This window comes from Clostridium sp., from assembly GCF_036646415.1.
Classification (GTDB): domain Bacteria; phylum Bacillota; class Clostridia; order Clostridiales; family Clostridiaceae; genus Clostridium_J.
The window spans coordinates 121,997-142,672 of sequence record NZ_JAVXMF010000001.1 but is presented as its reverse complement, the minus strand read 5'-3'; the positions used below and the strand labels follow the sequence as shown (position 1 = coordinate 142,672).

The window sequence follows — 20,676 nt, the reverse complement described above, 5'->3', positions numbered from 1 at the left end:
TATAAAATAAAAATAGAGATATAAATTATTAGTGTTACTTCTTAATAGTATAAAAATAAGTAAAGATAATTCTTCCAATGCCCATGCATAGCATGGCTATCATATTGAAAATAATGAGATATATTCTCCAGGAATAAAGAGACATTGATATTAGGTACACCAAACATACTAAACCTAAGCATCCAATTAAAAAACAAGGAATTCTAAGCTTACTGTTATATTTAGCTATTGATTTCATGTCACTAGCTAAAAAAATATTGCTTATTGTTAAATAACTTATAGCTTCTGAAAAATGTAATGTAGCAAAGTAAAATAAAAAAAGAAAAACTAAATTATCCTTTACTCCAATTAATAAGATAATAAACATACTTATAAATGCAAATGTTAAATTAACTATTATTCCAGCCATAGAAGTGTTGAATTTTTGTTTCTCAGACATTAATTTTTCTTTTTCTAAATCTATTGGCAAAGGGGTAGAAAAAAATATATATGGTTTTACGCTTACCAATAAAGGATTTTTTTTAGTACCGTATTTCCAATAACAAAAGGCATGCCCAACTTCATGTAACCAAATTACAAAATATAATGTTAAATATCCAATTAGAATATTCTTTAAGATTTCCATATAAATAACCCTCCAATAATATCTTTAATGGTTAAAGATATCTCCAAATTGCTCATTAACTTAATTATACTTAAAATAACCAATTATTTCAAATATATGGAAAAATAATTGAAGTTTAAAGCAATATACCCTATTCGTATACTAATACAAATGATTTTAAAGAAAGACAACCAATATTCACTAATAACATACATTTTATTGAAAATATGTTATGATTAGCGTATAAAATCGATATAATTAACTGAATAACTGTTAGATAATAAGAATAGGGGAGAGGTATGTAATGGATGTTTTTAAATCTGCAACCGAGTTAATGAAAGAACAATTAGGTTATGATGTGATAATATCACTTGCTACTTGTACAGAGAATGGTGTAAATGTTCGGAATGTAGATGGGTATTATAAAGATGGTTCCGTTTACGTGGTGACACATAGTTGTTCACAGAAAATGAAAGATATTGACAGAAAATCAAATGTAGCAATTTGTAAAGATTTAATGTGTGCACAAGGTATAGGTGAAAATCTTGGTAATCCTAAAGCAAAATCAAACAGAGAGTTGCGAGAAGAATTAAAAAAAGTATTTGTTGCATTTTATGACCGTCATGTTAATGAAGATGATCCTGAAACATGTATTTTAAAAATTACCTTAACAAATGCTATTGTATTTAGTAAAGATACAAAATACATTACTGATTATAAAAATGAAACAGCCACTGCAATACCGTTTGTAAATGATATTATTTGAAAATACTTCCATATGTGAATATTTTGTGGTTTAGAGTACCTTGATACAGTAATATGGTGTTTTCCTAAGGAAAATCCAAATAGATAAGAGCAAAAAATACCGAATATTCACTTTGAACTGCCTCCTGTCAAGTAGACAGGAGAAATAATAAAAATTGACTTAAGCGGCTAAAGCCCGATATTCCATTGGGCTAAGGCCGTTTAATCATTTAGTTTTATAGTTGTTACCATTAATATGAAGAATGTGTAATAAAGCTACTATAAATTATCCTCATAATAGGAAGTTCAATAGGTATATTACAGATCATTCTTTGTCTTAATGGGAATGAGTAAATCAACCTGCTTAAAGTCTGCATTTTCTTTATCTGTTTGATAAAAAGTATATGCATTTAGGTGTTCTTCTAAAGAACCTCCCATACCTAAAGGTTCCCTGTGGTCAAAAGTATATTCATCGCTATTATCTACCCAATCATGAATCAGTTGCCACTCGTTAAAATCTCCCATTTTAATACAGTGAGCTGCATATAATCCACCATGAAAATGCTTTTTTTCAAGAGGTTCAGGAACATCCATATCATCGGGAATAGTTATCCAAAACTCATATCCATATATTTCATGACTATCTTTAGGGCAAGGATTATTAAAACCATATAGCCTCAAATCAGGTTTGCTTTTGTGTAAATTGCAATTTCTAATAAAATCATTTAATAAATTACTTGAAACATCTTCTGGGTTTTCGCCTATAAAGTGACTTGACGCAACAGTTGATGGAGGCAGATATATAATCCTAACATTTTTTAACCTTGATAATTTCTCATTTGCTTTATTTAATTCTTCCATTGACCTTTCCTCCTTAAAATTAATTTTAGAAAGGGTTAATGAATCTATGATTTTCATAACGGAGTCATCGTTAAATAAATCAGAATTAATATTAAAGTTTATATTTTCACTTAAACCAGTGATAAAAGTTTGCAGAATTGACTTAATAGTAGTCAAAGATATTATCTCATTATTGACTTCTTTTAAGTTTTCGCGAAACACTTCAATTGCTGTAACCGCATCATCATTTTGTAAGATTATTGAAATTTCTTTCAGCTTTATTCTTAATTTCCGTAAAATAATGATTTGTTGTAGACGTCTTACAGCAGAATCATCATAGGTACGGTAGGCGTAATCGTTTTTTTTAATACTTTGTAAAAGCCCTATCTGCTCATAATAGCGAAGTGTTCTTGTGGAAATATTAAACCCTTTTGCAACTTGGCTTATTGTTACTGACTTCATTATTTTATTCCCCTTTCTGATTAAATTGTAAATGTTAACGTCGCGTCAAAGTCAATAATTATTTGTAACTTTTATGATTCAAATAAAAATAATCTTTATTTCTCAATATAATACAATTACATTTCTATAGAAATAGCTCTTACTGGTGAACCATCAGCATTTTTAGTTTTCAGTGGCATAATACTTAAAGTAAAATATTCACTGTTGATGGAACCTAGATTTGTTAGGTTCTCAATGATTATGATATTCTTTGGCATTAGTGTTTTATGGACTGCAAATGTTGTGGATTTCATATCATCAATTGAAATTGCGTCAATACCAATTCCTTTTAAATTAAATTCTGATAACCATTTGGCTGCCTCTTCACTTAAAGAAGGGAAATCTTCATAATACTTTTTATCACCCCAGTATTTACTCCAGCCTGTTTTTATTATAATAAACTCAACATTTTTTATTTTTTCCTCATAGGGTTTTAATCTATCAACATCTATAAATCCCATATTTATATTTGAAAAATCTATAATAGTAGCATTCCCAATGAACTGTTCTATATTAAAATCATCTAAATAAAGTCCATCACTCAACATATGGGCAGGTGCATCTATATGTGTACCAGTATGTGAGTACATAGTGATTTTCATCTCTCGAAATCCATCTTTTTCTAAGGTATTTGCCTTTTTTAAAATTGGTTGCTCAGTTCCTGGGAAAACTGGCATACTCGAATGAATAATATGTGTTAAATCAGTAACTTTCATAATGAATACCCCTCCAATAATATCTTTAATGGTTAAAGATATCTCTAAATTGCTCATTAACTTAATTATACTTAAAATAACCAATTGTTTCAAATATATGGGAAATATTTAATTGGAGTTCAAAGCAATATACTATATTTTTGGACTAATATAACTGACTTTAAAGAAAGACAATAGATATCTGCTATCAACATACATTTTATTTAAAATATGTTATAATTAGTGTAAAATGTTACTGTAATTAAATGAATAATTATATAATAAGACGTGTTTATTGCTAACCTTGAATATAATAGGGGGAGATTTTAGTGGGGGAAAAATTAATGATAATAGTTACAGGAGCATCTGCTACTGGTAAAACAACTTTAAGTAAACATTTGGCTAATAAATTTAAATTACCTATAATTAATAAAGATGAAATTAAAGAACTACTATTTGATTATTTAGGAACCAAAGATGAAGAATGGGCAATTAAGCTTGGCATGACAAGCTTTGAACTTTTATATCTATTTGGTGAAAAATTATGCCAAACTGGAAATACATTTATTGTTGAAGGCAACTTTGAAAACAAATATGCAACCAAAACTTTCTTTGACATAAAATCAAGGTACAATTATAGAGTATTACAAATATATTGCCATGCACAAGTTGAAGTTTTATATGATAGATATATAAAGCGTGACAATTCAGGAGAGAGACATCCTGGACACATTATGCTGATAAGCGGACTTGAGGAATTTAAGATTAGGATTAATAATAAGGAGTTTAAATTAGATATAGATGACAGTATTAATATAGATATTGATACAACAAAGTTTGAAGAAATTAAGCTACAACAAATTTATGATGAAGTAATAAAAAATATTAATTTATAAATTGAGTAATAGTGATAACTTTCGTAGGATTTGCAATAGTTACCTTTTGTTAATTATTTTATAATAAAACTCGGTATCTTCTAAATGTACATCATTAATATGTAAAGAGTTAAAGTATAACAATTGAAAAATGCCTCAATGGTAAAAAAAGTCTTAGTAGTGGATGAAGATTTTTTAAAAGATTGTAATAATTAAGGTTTTGTAATTACTATAACCTTGTAGAAAAGTGCGAATTAAATTAGGAAAGGATAAGAGTCATCATGATTGATATAAGTTTAATTGAATTATGTCATATGGAGGATAGTAAATTTTTGTGTGCAGTAATTGTTCCTCAATATAAAGGAAAGTGGGTATTTGTTCGGCAGAAAGGTAAGGAAACATGGGAACTTCCTGGTGGAACACATGAAATTTATGAAAGCATAACTAAAACTGCTGAAAGAGAATTGTTTGAAGAAACTGGAGCAAAAAAGTTTAGTCTAACACCAATAAGTATTTCCACTGTGAATGTAGATGGTCGCCATTCTTATGGATTATTGTTCTATTCTGAAATAAGTGAACTTGGAGAGTTGCCAAACTCAGAGATTGAAGAAGTTAAACTGTTTGATAGTTTACCAGTAAACTTGACCTATCCATCAATTCATAATGTATTATTCAATAAAGCAGTTGAATTTTGTGGTAATTTCAAAGTAGTTAAGACGCATTTTTCATAAAATACGATTTGGAAGATGATAAAAATCACTTTCTAAATTTATACAAAGTTTCAATAGTGTATTAAACCATATACTATAATTTAAATAAAAATGAATGTAATAAATCATTGTATTATTATGTAAATAAAGATTAATAAGTAGTGAGGGAGTGATATAAATGATAATGCCAACACATATTGTTACAGCAGCAGGTGTAGTGGAAAATGGTCAAGAAGAGATTTTGTTGGTTAAAGCTCATCACGGAGGATGGGTTTTCCCTGGTGGTCAGGTTGAGGTTGGAGAAAATATTATTGATGCAGCTATTAGAGAAATAAAAGAAGAAAGTGGAATTAATGTCACAGTAAAAGAACTATTTGCAATTTCATCAAACACTGCAACATATAAGGGGTATAATGGAGTTGAAAAAGTTCCAACAAAGGTAATGATGGATTTTATTTGCACTTTTATTGATGGTACTCTGTGCATTTCAGATGAAAATTCAGAATCATGCTGGGTGAAGAAGGATAAAGTCCTTGATATGATTACATCACCAGCAATTCGTCAGCGCTTTCAAGCATATTTGGATTATGACGGTAATGTGCAATATTTAGAGTATGTAACAAAGCCGGAATTTGATTTGAAGGTTAATAGAAAGATATAAAACCTCATGAAAATGGTGGAGTACAAGCTTTAAGAATCTAATGTAAATAGTTTAAAAGAGACAAAACATAACCAAAGAAATTATTTCTCTGGTTATGTTTTTGTTAATTAGTTTGGAGTGTTTTTATTTATTGAGGCTAAGGGTTGATCTCCAGAGTTTAAAAGATCCGAATCCTCGTTATAAGTGTAATCAAATTCTGCGTTGGAAATATTATTTGCCACTATTGGATCTACAACATGATTAGGAATTAGAGTGTAATCCTCAAGGGAAAATGCTTTAACTGGCTCTAAACTTGCTTCCAAATAATCTCTTTCATTAGGTCCATAGGGTTTTGATTCATTGGGTTTTTTAGAATTATTTTTTGAATCCATAGAAAATACCTCCTTCAGTTTAAGCAGATGGCTTTTTACATTAAAAGCTTTATTAAATACAATTTAAATAATATAAGGTATTTAATGAATTTAGTTTGTGCTAATGAACTAAATAAATACTAGAAATATATGGTTTTAATATAAAATAAATAAAGAATATATGCAATGAATTAAATTACTTTGTAGTTTTATAACTTTTTTTAAAATATGTTAACATAAAAAATTTTAATAATTAAAAGTGAGTACAGTGTATATACATAAACTGCATAATTGTTATGATATAATTAAATTATAAAAATATGTAAAAAGGTGAGTAAAATATGCTAAGGAAATGATAATAACCAACGACTTAAAATGATTTATACAGATGATCCAACAAGGTAGTCTTATCATATTATAAGAGTAAAGTTATTATTTATTAAATAGGAGGTATTGCAAATGACAGGTTTCAATATGAATATGTTTCAAAAATACAAAGAGACAGAAGCAGGTGAAAAGAAGAGTATAAATGAACATAGGAAAATAAGTGGTAACTGGAAAATAATTGATAGTTTTAAAGTAACTTTAATTTCAGGTGCAATAATTCTAGTAGTCTTTTTACTTTTAGCATTGTCTTAAAATTAAGTATGGTAAGGGCAATAAAAAAACAACATATTGACATATTATATTTTAAGAATTATAATAATTCTAATATATTTATAAAATAATCGTTGAGGCGAAGTAAGTAGTATTAAAAACAGATTTAAAGAGAGTGGTAGATGGTGAGATTACCATAATGATGTTTAATATGAATGGGTCGCTGAGATGCTAGATGAACAGTTTTAAGTAGTTTAGCACGAATGCTCACGTTATAGAGCTAGGATATATTTGTATCTGAAAAAGATGAGATTTTTATCTCAAGATAGGTGGTACCGCGTATTTTATGCCCTATGGAATTTTTTCCATAGGGCTTTTTTTAACTAATACTCCAAATTTAATATTTGGTCAGTAGAAGTTACTTCTTCGAAAGAGGAGAGAAGGAGTTTCATTATAGAAAGGGGAATTATTATGGAAGATAAAAAGAAAGTTATATTTAGTGGAATTAAGCCTTCAGGGGATTTAACCCTGGGGAATTATTTAGGAGCTATAAAGAACTGGGTGAATTTACAGGAGGAGTATGAATGTTATTTTTGTATTGTAGATTTACATGCAATTACTGTAAGACAGGTTCCAGCAGAGCTTAGAAAAAGAACTTTAGAAGTTTTAGCTATATACATTGGAGCTGGAATTGACCCAGCGAAGAATACTCTATTTATCCAATCACATGTGCCTGCACATGCAGAAGCTTCTTGGATTTTAACTTGCAATAGCTACATGGGTGAGCTAAGTAGAATGACTCAGTATAAAGATAAGTCTAAAAATAGTGGTGAGAGTATAGGTGCAGGATTATTTAACTATCCAGTGCTTATGGCAGCTGATATATTAATTTATCAAACTAATGTAGTACCAGTGGGAGTAGACCAAGTACAACATTTAGAGCTTGCAAGAGATATAGGGGAAAGATTTAACAACTCATATAGCCCAACCTTTGCAATTCCTGAAGCTTATGTAGGAAAAGCTGGATCTAAAATAATGGATTTACAAAACCCGTCTAAAAAGATGTCTAAATCAGAAGAAAATCCTAATGGATATATATTAATATTAGACCCACCAGAAGTAATTAGAAGAAAAATTGCAAGAGCTGTTACTGATAGTGTTGGAGAAGTTAAGTACTGTGATGAGCAACCAGGCGTTAAAAACTTAATGACAATTTTAAGTACAATTACTGGTATGTCTATGGAAGAGATAGAAGAGAAGTATAAAGGTCTAGGATATGCTCAGTTTAAGTTAGATGTAGCTGAAGCTGTAGTTAAAGAATTAGAACCAGTTCAAAATAATGTTAAGGAACTTTTAGCAGATAAGAAGAAGCTAGAAGAAATATATACGGTTGGAGCACAAAAAGCTAATTATGTTGCAACAAAAACTTTAAGAAAGATGCAGAAAAAAATAGGTTTAGTTCAACAGTAGATCATATAATTAAAGTTATAAAAAAGCCCTATATAAACTTTCATAAATTTATGAGTTTATATTAGGGCTTTATAATTTTATTTTGATATAGTATCACTTGCTACCTCAGTATTTATATGTAAAATATCAAGTATTTGTTTTGCTCTTTCCTTTGTAGAACCCGTAAGAGTTGTGTAAGAAATTGCTTCTGTATCAAGGAAAGATAAAATTGCCTTGTCTACTGCTTTAGCAATATCTTCATCTTGCCATCTAACTCCATCCTTAGAATACCCAAATTCTCTACCAACATAGGATATATGATCATAGTTTTGTATATCTACATATAGTTGTTGCATAAGTGTGGTTTTACCGCAACGGGGTCCACCTAAAATAGCTACTCTAACAGTCATAATCACAACCTCCATATTCTAATAGGCTTTAATTATATAAATATGAAAAGCGATTTTCAATAAAATACAAAGGAAAAATCAGATGAAAATAGAAATATACTCATAAATTAAGGAAATATAGGGAAAAAAGCAAGAAAAGTATATGTAAAATTTAATGATTTCGTAATGAATTATTTTCTAATTTGGTTTATAATTATATGTGTTATAATATATTATATATTAAGATATAATAATAAGTTATTTTAAATTTATTGGTGGTGATGATATGGACAAAAAAATTTATGTTGTTTTGAGTCAAACAGGGACATGCTTTTCTAGAGCAATAAAGTTATACACAAAGTATAATTATAATCATACATCCATAGCTTTAGATAAGGATTTAAAGAGACTATATAGTTTTGGTAGAAGAAAGTTGTATTTTCCTCTTAATGCTGGTTTCATAAACGAGAATATTAATGCTGGAATATTTAAAATGTATAAAAGTACAACATGTAGAGTATATGAATTAACTGTTACAGAAGAAGAGTACAAGCAAGTTGAAGACGTTATAGATAAATTTGAAGATGAACATGATAGATATAAGTATAGCTTTATTGGGATTTTAGCTATAATGCTACATATTCCATATCAAAGAAGATATCATTTTGTATGCTCTCAGTTTGTAGCTCATGTACTTAAAGAGGGTAAAGTAGTAGACTTTAGTAAAGATGTATCTTTAGTTAAACCAGAGGATTTCGATTCAATATCTAAGGGACAAGTCGTTTATACTGGATTATTAAGCAATTATGCATGCTAAAATAAAATAGTTTTATACATTGGAATTATAATTTATAAATATTATGATATAAATTAGCGGGTGAAGGGTTCTTACTTTTCCTGCTATTTTTTTATTTAATCAAGGATAAGAATCCTTAATATAGATATCTTACATGGTATGATTAAAGGAATATTGCAATTAAAGCAGTGAAAATAGTGAAAAGTTCTAAAAATCCTTAATATTATTTGTTTTTATAATAAATAATATGTTATTATATAAATTGTGCTAAAAAGAGATACTATATATTAATATAAGTATGAAGTGGTAAGAAGATACATCTATAAATAGTTAACTTCTACAATTAAAGATGATTCTAATCTGCCTTTTATATTATGCTAATTATATGATGCTGAGATACTTTTTAATTAAATAAAAAGTATTTAAATATAGAATAAAGGAGTGAAGGTAATGAGTGATTATATAAAGGAAATACAAAAAAGACGAACCTTTGCTATAATTTCCCACCCAGATGCTGGTAAAACTACCCTTACAGAAAAATTGCTTTTATATGGAGGAGCGATTAGACTTGCAGGTTCTGTTAAAGCTAGAAAAACATCTAAGCATGCAGTTTCTGACTGGATGGAAATTGAAAAGAAGAGGGGAATATCCGTTACATCTTCAGTAATGCAATTTGGATACGATGGCTATTGTATAAACATACTAGATACGCCAGGACACCAAGACTTTAGTGAAGATACATATAGAACACTTATGGCGGCAGATAGTGCTGTAATGGTTATTGACGGAGCAAAAGGGGTAGAGGATCAGACTAGAAAACTATTCCATGTTTGTAGTATGAGAGATATTCCTATATTTACTTTTGTAAATAAGATGGATAGAGAAACTAGAGATCCATTTGAACTTATGGAAGAAATAGAAAATGAGCTTGGAATTAAGTCATATCCTATCAACTGGCCAATAGGTACAGGTATGCACTTTAAAGGTGTTTATGATAGGGAAAAGAAACAGATACAAATGTTTAAAGCTGGTGACCACGGTCAAGTAGAGGTAAGTGAAATTAATATAGATATAAATGATGAAGTTACAGCAAGAGAAGCTATAACTGATAGTTTATATGAAAAATTGCTTGAGGATATAGAACTTTTAGATATAGCTGGAGATGAATTTGATGCAGAAAAAGTTAGAAGAGGAGAACTTACACCAGTATTCTTTGGTAGTGCTTTAACTAACTTTGGTGTAGAACCATTCCTAGCTCATTTCTTAAAATTAACAACTGCGCCACTAGGAAGAAATTCAGATTCAGGAAAAATAGAAGCTACAGATGATAAGTTTTCTGCTTTTATATTTAAGATTCAAGCTAATATGAACAAAGCGCATAGAGATAGAATTGCATTTATGAGAATATGTTCAGGTCAATTTGAAAAGGGTATGGAAGTATTCCACATACAAGGTGGAAATAAAATAAAACTTGCACAACCTCAACAGTTTTTAGCTCAGGATAGAGAAATCGTTGATAGTGCATATGCGGGAGATATAATAGGTGTATTTGATCCAGGCATATTTAGTATTGGAGATACATTATGCTCTCCAAGCAAAAAGTTTAAATTTGAAGGAATTCCAACATTTGCTCCAGAGCATTTTGCAAGAGTAAGAACTGTGGATACTATGAAGAGAAAACAGTTTATAAAAGGAGTAACGCAGATAGCTCAAGAAGGTGCTATTCAAGTATTTAAGGAGCTTCACATAGGTACTGAACAAATCATAGTTGGAGTTGTTGGTGTACTTCAGTTTGAAGTTTTAGAATTCAGATTAAAAAATGAATATAACGTAGATATTAAAATGGATATGTTACCATTTAGAAATATTAGATGGATTGAAGCTATAGAAGGTAAGGTTGATAACTTAAGCTTAACTAGTGATACAAAAGTAGTTAAAGACTTCAAGGATAGAGATCTTTTAATATTCCAAACTGATTGGGGTATTAGCTGGGCACTAGAGCATAATAAAGGCTTAGTTCTTTCTAACATAGGTAAGGTAGAGTAATAAGAGTCATATAATACTTTTAAGTATTATATGACTCTTTTCAATTATTAAATTTATTTTTTGTTACTTTGTACTCCTCTAAATAATCTATGATTATAGTTATTAGGGATACTGCAATTATTAAGTTAATTAGGTTTCCTCCAATTATGAAAAATAAAATAATTGAAGCTATAAGTAGTATAAAACTGCTAAACCAACGAAGATAAAGCATAATATTCTCCTTTCTATAGGAACGAGTACTTATAAGTACATAGATTAATATATACTTATTTTTAGTAACACATGTTAAAATTCAGCATAGGTTTAGTGTATTCGTAAAGTTGAAATTTATACATTTAGGTATATTTAAAAAATAGGGTTGAAATTATTTAGATTTATTGTATAATTGAATTGTATGGATACGTTATTGAATTGTATGGGTACATAACTAGTAAAGGGGGACTTAAGATGGAAAAAAAATTATCAACAAGAACTAAAACCATTAGTATGGCTCAAATAGGAATGATGGCAGCTTTAACTTATATAGCAACTGCAGTTATAGCAATACCGGTAGGAGATAGTGCGGTTTTACATTTAGGAGATTCAGTGCTTTTTTTATGCGCAATTCTTTTAGGTAAGAAAAAAGGGGCGGTAGCAGCTGCTGTAGGTATGACATTCTTCGATTTGTTTTCTCCATATTTTATTTGGGCACCATTTACCTTTGTTATAAAAGGAGTGATGGCATATATAGCAGGATCTATAGCTTATAGAAGCAGCTATAAGGGCGATAATTTTTGGAATAACTTATGTGGGTTTTTAGCAGGTGGAATATTTATGATTGCAGGCTATTTCATAGCAGGGGGAATTTTAAATCACTTTGCTTATGGTATACCAACTCTTGGTCAAGGACTTTTAGTGGCAATTAAAGATATACCAGCTAATATGATTCAAGTAGTAGGTGGAATAGCAATAGCGTTACCTCTATCATTACCATTAAAAAAATATTTAGGTAAATACCTATAATAAAAATCAATATAACATTGTTAAAGCATGGCATTTAGGCCATGCTTTTATTTTTGGCTCTATTTTAGATCAGTGTTGATTAAGACATCATATTATCTTTGATATCAATTTTAACAGTCTATTAAAATTGAGCCTTATTTTTTGATTTTAGGGAAAACTATATTTACATATTTAATATTAAACCATGAGTAAAATAAAAAATATTTATTTTCTTGACAAAATCACATTTGAGGAATAATATAAAAGTATACCCCCACCCGGGGGGAGGGAGGTAAAGCGATGAGCGAAGAGAGAAAAAAGGCATTACAATTATTAAAAACGGCAAGAGGCCAAATTGATGGAATCATTAAGATGATAGAAGATGATAGATATTGTATTGATATTTCAAATCAAATTTTAGCAGCACAGTCTTTAGTGAAGAAATCTAATTTAGCAGTTTTAAAAGGACATTTAAACCATTGTGTTAAAGCAGCCTGCGAGAGTAATAACGTAGACGAAAAAATAGATGAAATCAATAATATTTTAGAGAAAATAATATGTAAATAGGGAGAAGGTGCAAATATGGAGAATAAATCATTTAAAATCCAAGGTATGACTTGCTCTGCTTGTTCAAACAGGGTGGAAAGAGCAATTAATAAGTTAGATGGAGTTGAAAAAGCAAGTGTAAATTTTGCAACAGAAACTCTAAGTGTGGAATTTGATAAAGAAAAATTAAATTCTCAAAACATCGAGGATGCAGTAGTTAAAGCTGGGTATAGTGTAAAGAAGAATACAAAGACCTACGATTTTAAGATTGAAGGTATGACTTGTTCTGCTTGTGCTAATAGAGTAGAAAGAGTTACTAAAAAATTATCTGGTGTGGATAATTCCGTTGTAAACTTTGCTACTGAGAAACTTACTATAAAGATTAATGAAGATGAAATTGGATATGGAGAAATAAAAGCTGCTGTAGAAAAAGCGGGATATAAGCTTATAAAAGAAGAGGGAAAAAAGCCAGGTAAAGAGGGTAAAAAGAAGAATGAGGCGGAGAAACTACTTACTAGATTTATTATTTCTTTAGTATTCACTGTTCCACTCTTAATTATAACTATGGGACATATGGTAGGAATGCAGCTTCCAGATATAATAACTCCAATGATGAATCCACTTAACTTTGCTTTAATTCAAGTGATCTTAACATTACCAGTAATGTTAGTTGGATATAAGTTTTACAAAATTGGACTTAAAAATCTATTTAAACTAAGTCCTAATATGGATTCCTTAATTTCTATTGGAACTTTAGCAGCATTTTTATATGGGCTATTTGCAATATATAAGATAATCCAAGGTAATCATGAATATGCTATGCATTTATACTTTGAATCTGCCGCAGTTATTTTAACACTAATAACTCTAGGAAAGTATTTAGAAGCAGTTTCAAAGGGGAAAACTTCACAAGCTATAAAGGCACTTATGGGTCTAGCTCCTAAGACTGCAACTATAATTAGAGATAATAATGAGATTGTTATCCCAGTAGAGGAAGTAATAGTAGGAGATATAGTTTTAGTTAAACCTGGAGAGAAGTTGCCAGTTGATGGTGAAGTTATAGAAGGAAATACAGCCATTGATGAATCTATGCTTACAGGTGAGAGCATACCCGTTGAGAAGTCAATTGGAAGTAGTGTCATCGGAGCAAGTATTAATAAAACAGGATTTATAAAATATAAAGCAACTAAGGTTGGTAGAGATACAGCCCTTGCACAAATAGTAAAATTAGTTGAGGATGCTCAAGGATCTAAGGCTCCTATAGCAAAACTTGCAGACGTTATATCAGCATATTTTGTACCTATTGTTATAGGACTTGCAATAATGGCAGCAGTAGGTTGGTTAATTGCAGGTGAAACACCAATTTTTGCTCTTACTATATTCATAGCAGTACTAGTAATAGCATGCCCATGTGCATTAGGTCTTGCAACTCCAACAGCTATTATGGTGGGTACAGGAAAAGGTGCAGAAAATGGAGTATTAATTAAAGGTGGAGAGGCGCTAGAAACCACTTATAAATTAAATACCATTGTATTTGATAAAACAGGAACTATCACTGAAGGAAAGCCAAAGGTTACAGATATAATAACTAATGGAGAATCAGAAGAAGAAATTCTTATATTAGCTGCTAGTGGTGAAAAAGGCTCTGAACATCCATTGGGTGAGGCAATTGTTAAAGCCGCTGAAGAAAAAGGGCTAAAGCTTAAAGATATAGACAAATTTAATGCAATACCAGGTCACGGAATAGAGGTATTTATTGATGGTAAAGATATTCTTTTAGGAAATAAAAAGTTAATGGTAGAGAAGAATATTAATATAGAAATATTAGACGAAACCTCAAATAACCTTGCTAATGAAGGTAAAACCCCTATGTATATAGCTATAAATGGAGAACTTTCAGGAATAATTGCCGTTGCAGATACTGTTAAGCCTAGCAGTAAAAAAGCTATAAAAACTCTTCATGAAATGGGAATAAAGGTTGCAATGATCACTGGTGATAATAAAAGAACTGCTGATGCAATTGGAAAACAAGTAGGCATAGATATAATTCTATCAGAGGTATTACCAGAGGATAAAGCTAATGAAGTTAAGAAACTTCAAGAAGGTGGAAACAAGGTAGGAATGGTTGGAGATGGTATAAATGATGCTCCAGCACTAGTGCAAGCAGATATAGGTATAGCTATAGGTTCAGGAACAGATGTAGCTATAGAATCAGCAGACATAGTACTTATGAGAAGTGATTTAATGGATGTTATATCAGCTATAAAGCTAAGTAAAGCAACTATTAAAAATATAAAACAAAATCTATTCTGGGCCTTTGGATATAATGTTCTTGGAATACCAGTTGCCATGGGAGTACTCCACATATTTGGTGGACCATTATTAAATCCAATGATAGCAGCTGGGGCAATGAGTTTAAGTTCAGTATCAGTATTGTTAAACGCATTAAGACTTAGAAAATTTAAAGCATAGATTAAATATGCTATGTTTTAAGCAGGTGTTGGTAATTGCATAATATTATCTTCCATGCACCTTTACAAAAATTCACGTAGATTAAGTAGGGTTAAATACCTACTTGTAAATATATAAATTTTAGGAGGAATAAAATTATGAAAAAGAAAATATTAATCAATGGAATGAGCTGTAAAAATTGTGTAGGTCACGTTAAAACTGCTTTAGAAGGATTAAATGGAGTGACTTCAGTTGAGGTTAACTTAGAAGGTAAATATGCAGTAGTAGAAACTTCTGAAACTGATGCTGTGTTAAAAGAAACAATAGAAGAAGAAGGCTATGACGTAGTAGGAATCGAATAGGTAAGAAAATATATTATTATAAATATGAAGTTGAAGTAAGAGTCAGGAGAAAATCCTGACTCTTTGATTTTATTGTATAAATAGTAATGCAATATAAAGAAGTTTGTAACAACTTATTTTATTATAATGTATAATTTAAATAGATATTTTAAGAATAGAAGGGTAGGGTTTATGATAAGGATGAGAGATGGGAAGGCGCGGTTAATTATTTTCATAGGGAATTGTAAAATTGAAGTTTAGTCTATAGGCAATTCTTTAGCGAGTAGTGATTGAAAGTAAGGGAGAAAGTTTAATATGAAAAAAATCTTTGTTAAAAAGTAGGATTGTTCTTCAATTAGAAGAGAAAATTAAACAGTATGGGGATAGAGCAATAGAAGAATTTTTATGTAATTTAAAGCAGAAGGGTGCTCCAACAATAGAAGAGTTAGAAAATGATACTAAAAACAATTTAGTTACTTTCATATACGAAGGAGATAAAGAATGTAAAAGTGTTTTATTTGTTCCTGATATAGGATTAGATAGATTTAAAGATAATTATAAAGATTTTCAAATCTCTTATTGGAATAAAATAGTACAATAAGAAGATAGGCTAGTTCATGGAAAGTAATATCAACAGAACCTACATCTTTAATTACAATATTTAGCTGAAAAGCCCACATCAACAGTGGACTTTTAGCTAAATTCTGTAATATTTCAACAATCAATAATATTTATATTTATTCTTTATTCTCCTTAGTAATAGGAATCCATATTTCACAGGTATAATCATCAGAATTTGTGTCGCCTGGAGGGTAAACCTCAATTTCATAATCAGCTGCACGTTTATAACCACATGTTGGAAACCATTCAGTTGTTATTCTAGTCCACATTGCATCAATTGGATGATCCTTACCGCTCAAGCTACCTCTTACAGTAAATATTGCCCATTTATTCGCTGGAATAGTATAGGTCTGCAAATCGGTTAAAACATTTGTATCTGCTTCCGCACCTATTGCAAGTAAAGTTTCTCCATCATCCAATGTTTTTGTGAAACCCATCTGCCACATAGGCTCACGATAAAGATTATAAACATCACTAATTTTCTCATTGGTACCACCATTTAAAAACTCATTCCACGTATTCCAAACTTCACCAGCAGCCTCTTTCCAGTCATTTGTTATAGTATTTGCTGATTCCCTTTTGATATGCTTAACCAATCCAACTAGATTTATACCTTGTTTTTCTTCAATACGATATTCCATCTCTACATCTCCTTTAATTGAAATATGAAAAGTGATGCGTGGATAGGCTTTAAGTTTTACTCCCAAAGTGCGCGCTACCTTAGGAGTTACACCATGCATTCCGAAAAAAGCACGAGTAAATGCATCAGGGGAACTATATCCATACTTCATAGCAACATCAATCACTTTTGCATTGCTACTTTGTAAATCTAATGCTGAAAGGGTTAATCGTCTACGACGAATATATTCAGATAGCGATATACCTACAACATAAGAAAAAACACGTCCGAATTGATGCATTGAGCAGCAAGCAATTTTTGCTACTTCATCATACATGATGTCATCAACTAAATGACCTTCAATATAATCCACTGTTGCTGTAATTCTCTCAATCCACTCCATTTTACATCCTCCCTTCACATTTAATTCTAGCAAAGATAATGTTAAACTACCCTGCATTCTAAGTACAAATATGTAGGATAGTTGGATACAGAATATAGGTTATTAATCTTTTTGGTGCCCTCTGTGTCAGTATGTGAGATAACATGACATGCAAAAACACTATCAAAAGAATTGTCTGCATAAGGCAAATCAATCATATCGCCAACATTAATGTCAATATTCAAGTTTTCTTTCTCACTCCACTTTATCCATATTATAACATATTTTAAAATACCATACTATTAAGTTTTCAAAGATCATGTCTTGTACCTTATTAGGATAAGGAGAACCATGCCACGAACTGCTGATACAGATTTTGAGAGGCTTTAAGGACGTATAGATACTGAGTCTATTATTTATAATGACAGGCATAAATCTTATATGGAATTTTCTAAAGACATTGAGGTAGACCATAAAAATGGTATTTATCTAATTCATCTTAAATTATATTAATAAGTGTTATAATATGGTAATATATACTATATAGTGAGTTGTTAATAATAAGAGGTGATTGGATGTATGAGTAAAAAAAGATGTTCTTATTGTGGTAAATTAATAACTAAAGATAAAACTTATTGTAATATTGAGTGTGAAAACAATTACGATAAATTCCAGGAAAATGCAAGTAAACGAACAGGATTGTTTGGAATAATTATGGCTATAATGATAATTATGATGTTCATTGGTATAATACTAATAGCAGTAAATCCACAATTAGGGAAAATAATTATACTTATAGCAGCGGCAGGGACATTTGTAACAATGATTGTGTTTCCATTTGCTACACCAGAAACAGTTAAATTATTAGGAGTCAAAAAATCTGTGATAATTGTCAGGATTATAATGTTAATAATGATACTTTGGATTTTTATACCGGTAATTTTACACGAATTTACTAAATAAGGTAGTTCATGTATGAAGAGAAGTGAACCCCGTTAAGTAGATACAGATTAAATTGCTAGTGTAATAGCTACTTAACGGGGGTGATTGTTCATAAAGAAATTAGGAATCAGGGTACACTATCCTACACTATATTCCTAATATAATTTTAATAATCCTTACTTAACAATAATCTACAAAGTTGCATATATGGTATTTACACAATATATAAGAAAGTTGCTAACTACTTAAACTTTTCTGGGTTTGTTACTCTCGTAGATAAAATGTAACCACACTTTGTACAAATCTCTGCAATTATTTGTGAACCCGAAGAAAATATTTTATCTATTTTTTACATCCTATAATTCATACTATTTGCTATAACACAAATTACTTCTGAGGAATTTTAAAAGAATATTATGAATCAATTTTAGGTTTGTGTTATGAAGTATGTTACAACTTATTATTTTTATTTGATAGTAATTACAGTAATCCCATACTAAATATTAATACACCACTAATTCCCAACCTTCTTGTCCATACTAATTCATTATTCTTGTTGTTCTCCAACCTCCAAATATAAATACACATTTATGTTCAAATTTTTCTCACTGAAACACCCCATTTAAACATTATAATGTGATCTATATATATTTATGACTAATTGAAGTATATATCATTGTGTATTAATCATAGAAGTTAAGCGTTCCTTTGTGGTTTGGTTATAATTGTAGATCCTTTAATAATTATGGTGCTAAGCATTGAGTTAAAATTTTTCAAAAGAGTTGCATCATCAACTACTGTGCCTAATTCTATATAGTGTTTAAGGTCTAATCCATTTAAATATACTAAGGGCCTATTGAAGGTGCAATCTTCATGGAGATTAGTAATAAATCTTTTAAGATCATCTACGGTGTAATCCTTATTCTCAATAAATTTTTGTGCAGCTATACCTTTGTCTTTTAAGTAAGAAATAGTGGTCATCCGACATGACTTTGAAATAGTTATATAATCTATTTTTTCTTGTATAACAAAAGCACACTCATTTGCCAAAAATATACTTTTGGCAGTAAATACTACTGTTGCGAAATCAAATAAAGCTCTTTTTTCAATATTCATTATGTCATCAGGAATTAATAAAAATACTAAAGGTTTAGAAAACCTAGAAGAGAAGGTAGTTGAAGTTTTAATGGTGGAGTGTACAAATGCTTTAAAGGATTTTATTATTTCTTCATTATCAAATAATAAAGAATAAAATGGAACATTAGGGTATTGTTTTAAATCAGTTATGGTGTATTCAAAAACGTTTTTGAGATTATTAATTTGCAAGTAAATTTTATTGTTTCTAAACATTAAATAACATCTATTTCTCATAAATTACTTTAGTAAGAAAGTGTATTATAAGTACAATACCTCACTAAATTTATTCCCCCTTTATTTCATACAATTTTTAACATCAATATATTTAGATTATACGACTAATGGTGTTATTTTACAATAAGTGCAACATAAGTTCTTTAAAGGCATGAACAATATTATCTTTCTTAAATATAACAATGCAGAGAGTATTATACATAATTTAAAAAAGGTGATTAATAAAAGTTTTCTAATTAATACTTTAAATAAGTTATCATAAGATATTGATTTTTCATAAGATAAAGTAAGGGCAAACTTATTTATTATATTATTTCAAAACCATAATAATATATAAAATTTCCACATATAAATTAAATAATAAACAATAAAAATTATACGGTTACTATTGATAAAATATTCTGAATATTATATAATGGAACTATTACCATTAATGTATTTTATTATTAAAGTTTGGGGGCGTTTAGAATGATTCAAGTATTTTGTAAGGAAAAAGGCTCTGGAAAAACAAAAGCATTAATAAATTTAGCAAACTCAAAAGTTAGTACAAGTAAGGGAAATTTAGTGTATATTGATGATGACACAAAAGTATTGCTAAGGGTAGACAAAAGCATAAGATTTATATGTTCAAAGGATTTTAATATCCATAATTACAAGGATTTTTACGGGTTTATATGTGGCATAATATCTAAAGATTATGATGTGGAAAGTATATTTGTAGATGGAGTTTTAAGTGATATATGTAAGGATAAACATGACATTAGTGAAATATTGAGTAAGTTAGAGTATTTATCAGAAAAGTTTAAAGTTGATTTCTATACTAACATTAGTTGTGAAGAAAATAATATACCAGATACTATTAAAAAATATGTTGTTTAGAGAAAATTTATATTTACTCTTGAAAAAGTATAATAATAATAGTAATATGTATTTAAAATAAAATATTGTAAGAGACAATGATGAAAAGAAGTAATTAAAAAATTTTTTCAGAGAGCTGATGGGTGGTGTGAATTAGCAAAGGGTTTTAATGAAATACATTTCTAAGTCTTAGGCTGAAATAGTAGTAGGCTGTTACGGTTTCCTGACGTTATTAAGGATAAGAGATTAATTTGAATTATTTAATGGATAATTTGAATTATAAATTTGGGTGGTACCACGAGAAATT

The 20,676-nt window shown here is 29.6% G+C and carries 22 protein-coding genes and 2 other annotated features (1 of these 24 running past the window's edge); of the genes, 15 read left to right on the top strand and 7 right to left on the bottom strand.

What is annotated here, in order from left to right:
* Positions 1–34 precede the first annotated feature (34 nt).
* Positions 35–625 carry a hypothetical protein gene (locus tag RSD37_RS00595; protein WP_346944752.1) on the bottom strand — a complete coding sequence of 197 codons (591 nt, stop codon included), beginning with the start codon at positions 623–625 and terminating at the stop codon, positions 35–37.
* Between the two features lie 283 nt (positions 626–908).
* Here RSD37_RS00595 and RSD37_RS00590 point away from each other — a divergent pair, with 283 nt between their 5' ends.
* Complete coding sequence (locus RSD37_RS00590) at positions 909–1,370, top strand: pyridoxamine 5'-phosphate oxidase family protein (protein ID WP_346944751.1); 462 nt, start codon at positions 909–911, stop codon at positions 1,368–1,370.
* 296 nt (positions 1,371–1,666) lie between these two features.
* Here RSD37_RS00590 and RSD37_RS00585 read toward each other — a convergent pair whose 3' ends face one another.
* Together RSD37_RS00585 and RSD37_RS00580 are read right to left on the bottom strand one after the other, a co-directional pair.
* Complete coding sequence (locus tag RSD37_RS00585; protein ID WP_346944750.1) at positions 1,667–2,650, bottom strand: effector binding domain-containing protein; 984 nt, start codon at positions 2,648–2,650, stop codon at positions 1,667–1,669.
* A 116-nt stretch (positions 2,651–2,766) separates the two neighbouring features.
* A complete protein-coding gene (locus tag RSD37_RS00580; RefSeq protein ID WP_346944749.1) occupies positions 2,767–3,405 on the bottom strand; it encodes a cyclase family protein in 639 nt (212 codons plus the stop codon).
* 308 nt (positions 3,406–3,713) lie between these two features.
* Here RSD37_RS00580 and RSD37_RS00575 point away from each other — a divergent pair, with 308 nt between their 5' ends.
* From RSD37_RS00575 to RSD37_RS00565, 3 genes are all read left to right on the top strand, one after another.
* A complete protein-coding gene (locus RSD37_RS00575; protein ID WP_346944748.1) occupies positions 3,714–4,280 on the top strand; it encodes an AAA family ATPase in 567 nt (188 codons plus the stop codon).
* Between the two features lie 260 nt (positions 4,281–4,540).
* Positions 4,541–4,990, top strand: coding sequence for an NUDIX domain-containing protein (locus tag RSD37_RS00570; protein WP_346944747.1), 450 nt, complete (start codon positions 4,541–4,543; stop codon positions 4,988–4,990).
* A 157-nt stretch (positions 4,991–5,147) separates the two neighbouring features.
* Positions 5,148–5,630, top strand: a complete 483-nt coding sequence (locus tag RSD37_RS00565) for an NUDIX hydrolase (RefSeq protein WP_346944746.1) — start codon at positions 5,148–5,150, stop codon at positions 5,628–5,630.
* 107 nt (positions 5,631–5,737) lie between these two features.
* Here RSD37_RS00565 and RSD37_RS00560 read toward each other — a convergent pair whose 3' ends face one another.
* Positions 5,738–6,001 (bottom strand): hypothetical protein, encoded by a 264-nt coding sequence (locus tag RSD37_RS00560; RefSeq protein ID WP_346944745.1) that lies wholly within the window; start codon positions 5,999–6,001, stop codon positions 5,738–5,740.
* 438 nt (positions 6,002–6,439) lie between these two features.
* Here RSD37_RS00560 and RSD37_RS00555 point away from each other — a divergent pair, with 438 nt between their 5' ends.
* Together RSD37_RS00555 and trpS are read left to right on the top strand one after the other, a co-directional pair.
* Positions 6,440–6,619, top strand: coding sequence for a hypothetical protein (locus RSD37_RS00555; RefSeq protein WP_346944744.1), 180 nt, complete (start codon positions 6,440–6,442; stop codon positions 6,617–6,619).
* Positions 6,620–6,702: 83 nt separating this feature from the next.
* Positions 6,703–6,934: a binding site (T-box leader), on the top strand.
* Between the two features lie 114 nt (positions 6,935–7,048).
* Positions 7,049–8,047, top strand: coding sequence for a tryptophan--tRNA ligase (gene trpS / locus RSD37_RS00550; protein ID WP_346944743.1), 999 nt, complete (start codon positions 7,049–7,051; stop codon positions 8,045–8,047).
* A 77-nt stretch (positions 8,048–8,124) separates the two neighbouring features.
* On the opposite strand, the gene RSD37_RS00545 is transcribed toward trpS, so the two are convergent.
* Positions 8,125–8,436 carry a hypothetical protein gene (locus tag RSD37_RS00545; protein WP_346944742.1) on the bottom strand — a complete coding sequence of 104 codons (312 nt, stop codon included), beginning with the start codon at positions 8,434–8,436 and terminating at the stop codon, positions 8,125–8,127.
* A gap of 265 nt (positions 8,437–8,701) precedes the next feature.
* Between RSD37_RS00545 and RSD37_RS00540 the strand changes: the two genes are divergently transcribed.
* The 7 genes from RSD37_RS00540 (at position 8,702) to RSD37_RS00510 (ending at position 16,177) form a co-directional block, all read left to right on the top strand.
* Positions 8,702–9,232 (top strand): hypothetical protein, encoded by a 531-nt coding sequence (locus RSD37_RS00540; RefSeq protein WP_346944741.1) that lies wholly within the window; start codon positions 8,702–8,704, stop codon positions 9,230–9,232.
* Between the two features lie 429 nt (positions 9,233–9,661).
* Positions 9,662–11,257, top strand: coding sequence for a peptide chain release factor 3 (locus tag RSD37_RS00535; protein ID WP_346944740.1), 1,596 nt, complete (start codon positions 9,662–9,664; stop codon positions 11,255–11,257).
* A 447-nt stretch (positions 11,258–11,704) separates the two neighbouring features.
* Entirely contained in the window at positions 11,705–12,259 is a 555-nt protein-coding gene (locus tag RSD37_RS00530) for an ECF transporter S component (protein WP_346944739.1), read from the top strand.
* A gap of 279 nt (positions 12,260–12,538) precedes the next feature.
* The gene (locus RSD37_RS00525; RefSeq protein ID WP_346944738.1) at positions 12,539–12,805 is read left to right on the top strand and encodes a metal-sensing transcriptional repressor; all 267 of its coding nucleotides are present in this window, start codon (positions 12,539–12,541) and stop codon (positions 12,803–12,805) included.
* Positions 12,806–12,820: 15 nt separating this feature from the next.
* Positions 12,821–15,256, top strand: a complete 2,436-nt coding sequence (locus RSD37_RS00520) for a heavy metal translocating P-type ATPase (RefSeq protein WP_346944737.1) — start codon at positions 12,821–12,823, stop codon at positions 15,254–15,256.
* Positions 15,257–15,393: 137 nt separating this feature from the next.
* Complete coding sequence (locus RSD37_RS00515) at positions 15,394–15,597, top strand: cation transporter (RefSeq protein WP_346944736.1); 204 nt, start codon at positions 15,394–15,396, stop codon at positions 15,595–15,597.
* Between the two features lie 307 nt (positions 15,598–15,904).
* Positions 15,905–16,177, top strand: a complete 273-nt coding sequence (locus RSD37_RS00510) for a hypothetical protein (RefSeq protein WP_346944735.1) — start codon at positions 15,905–15,907, stop codon at positions 16,175–16,177.
* Positions 16,178–16,313: 136 nt separating this feature from the next.
* Here the strand turns inward: RSD37_RS00510 and RSD37_RS00505 are convergent, their stop codons facing one another.
* Entirely contained in the window at positions 16,314–17,237 is a 924-nt protein-coding gene (locus tag RSD37_RS00505) for a GyrI-like domain-containing protein (protein ID WP_346944734.1), read from the bottom strand.
* A gap of 540 nt (positions 17,238–17,777) precedes the next feature.
* Between RSD37_RS00505 and RSD37_RS00500 the strand changes: the two genes are divergently transcribed.
* A complete protein-coding gene (locus RSD37_RS00500) occupies positions 17,778–18,161 on the top strand; it encodes a DUF2116 family Zn-ribbon domain-containing protein (RefSeq protein WP_346944733.1) in 384 nt (127 codons plus the stop codon).
* A gap of 675 nt (positions 18,162–18,836) precedes the next feature.
* Here the strand turns inward: RSD37_RS00500 and RSD37_RS00495 are convergent.
* A complete protein-coding gene (locus RSD37_RS00495; protein ID WP_346944732.1) occupies positions 18,837–19,490 on the bottom strand; it encodes a hypothetical protein in 654 nt (217 codons plus the stop codon).
* A gap of 489 nt (positions 19,491–19,979) precedes the next feature.
* Between RSD37_RS00495 and RSD37_RS00490 the strand changes: the two genes are divergently transcribed.
* Entirely contained in the window at positions 19,980–20,390 is a 411-nt protein-coding gene (locus tag RSD37_RS00490) for a hypothetical protein (protein ID WP_346944731.1), read from the top strand.
* 68 nt (positions 20,391–20,458) lie between these two features.
* Positions 20,459–20,676: a binding site (T-box leader), on the top strand (it continues 11 nt past the right edge of the window).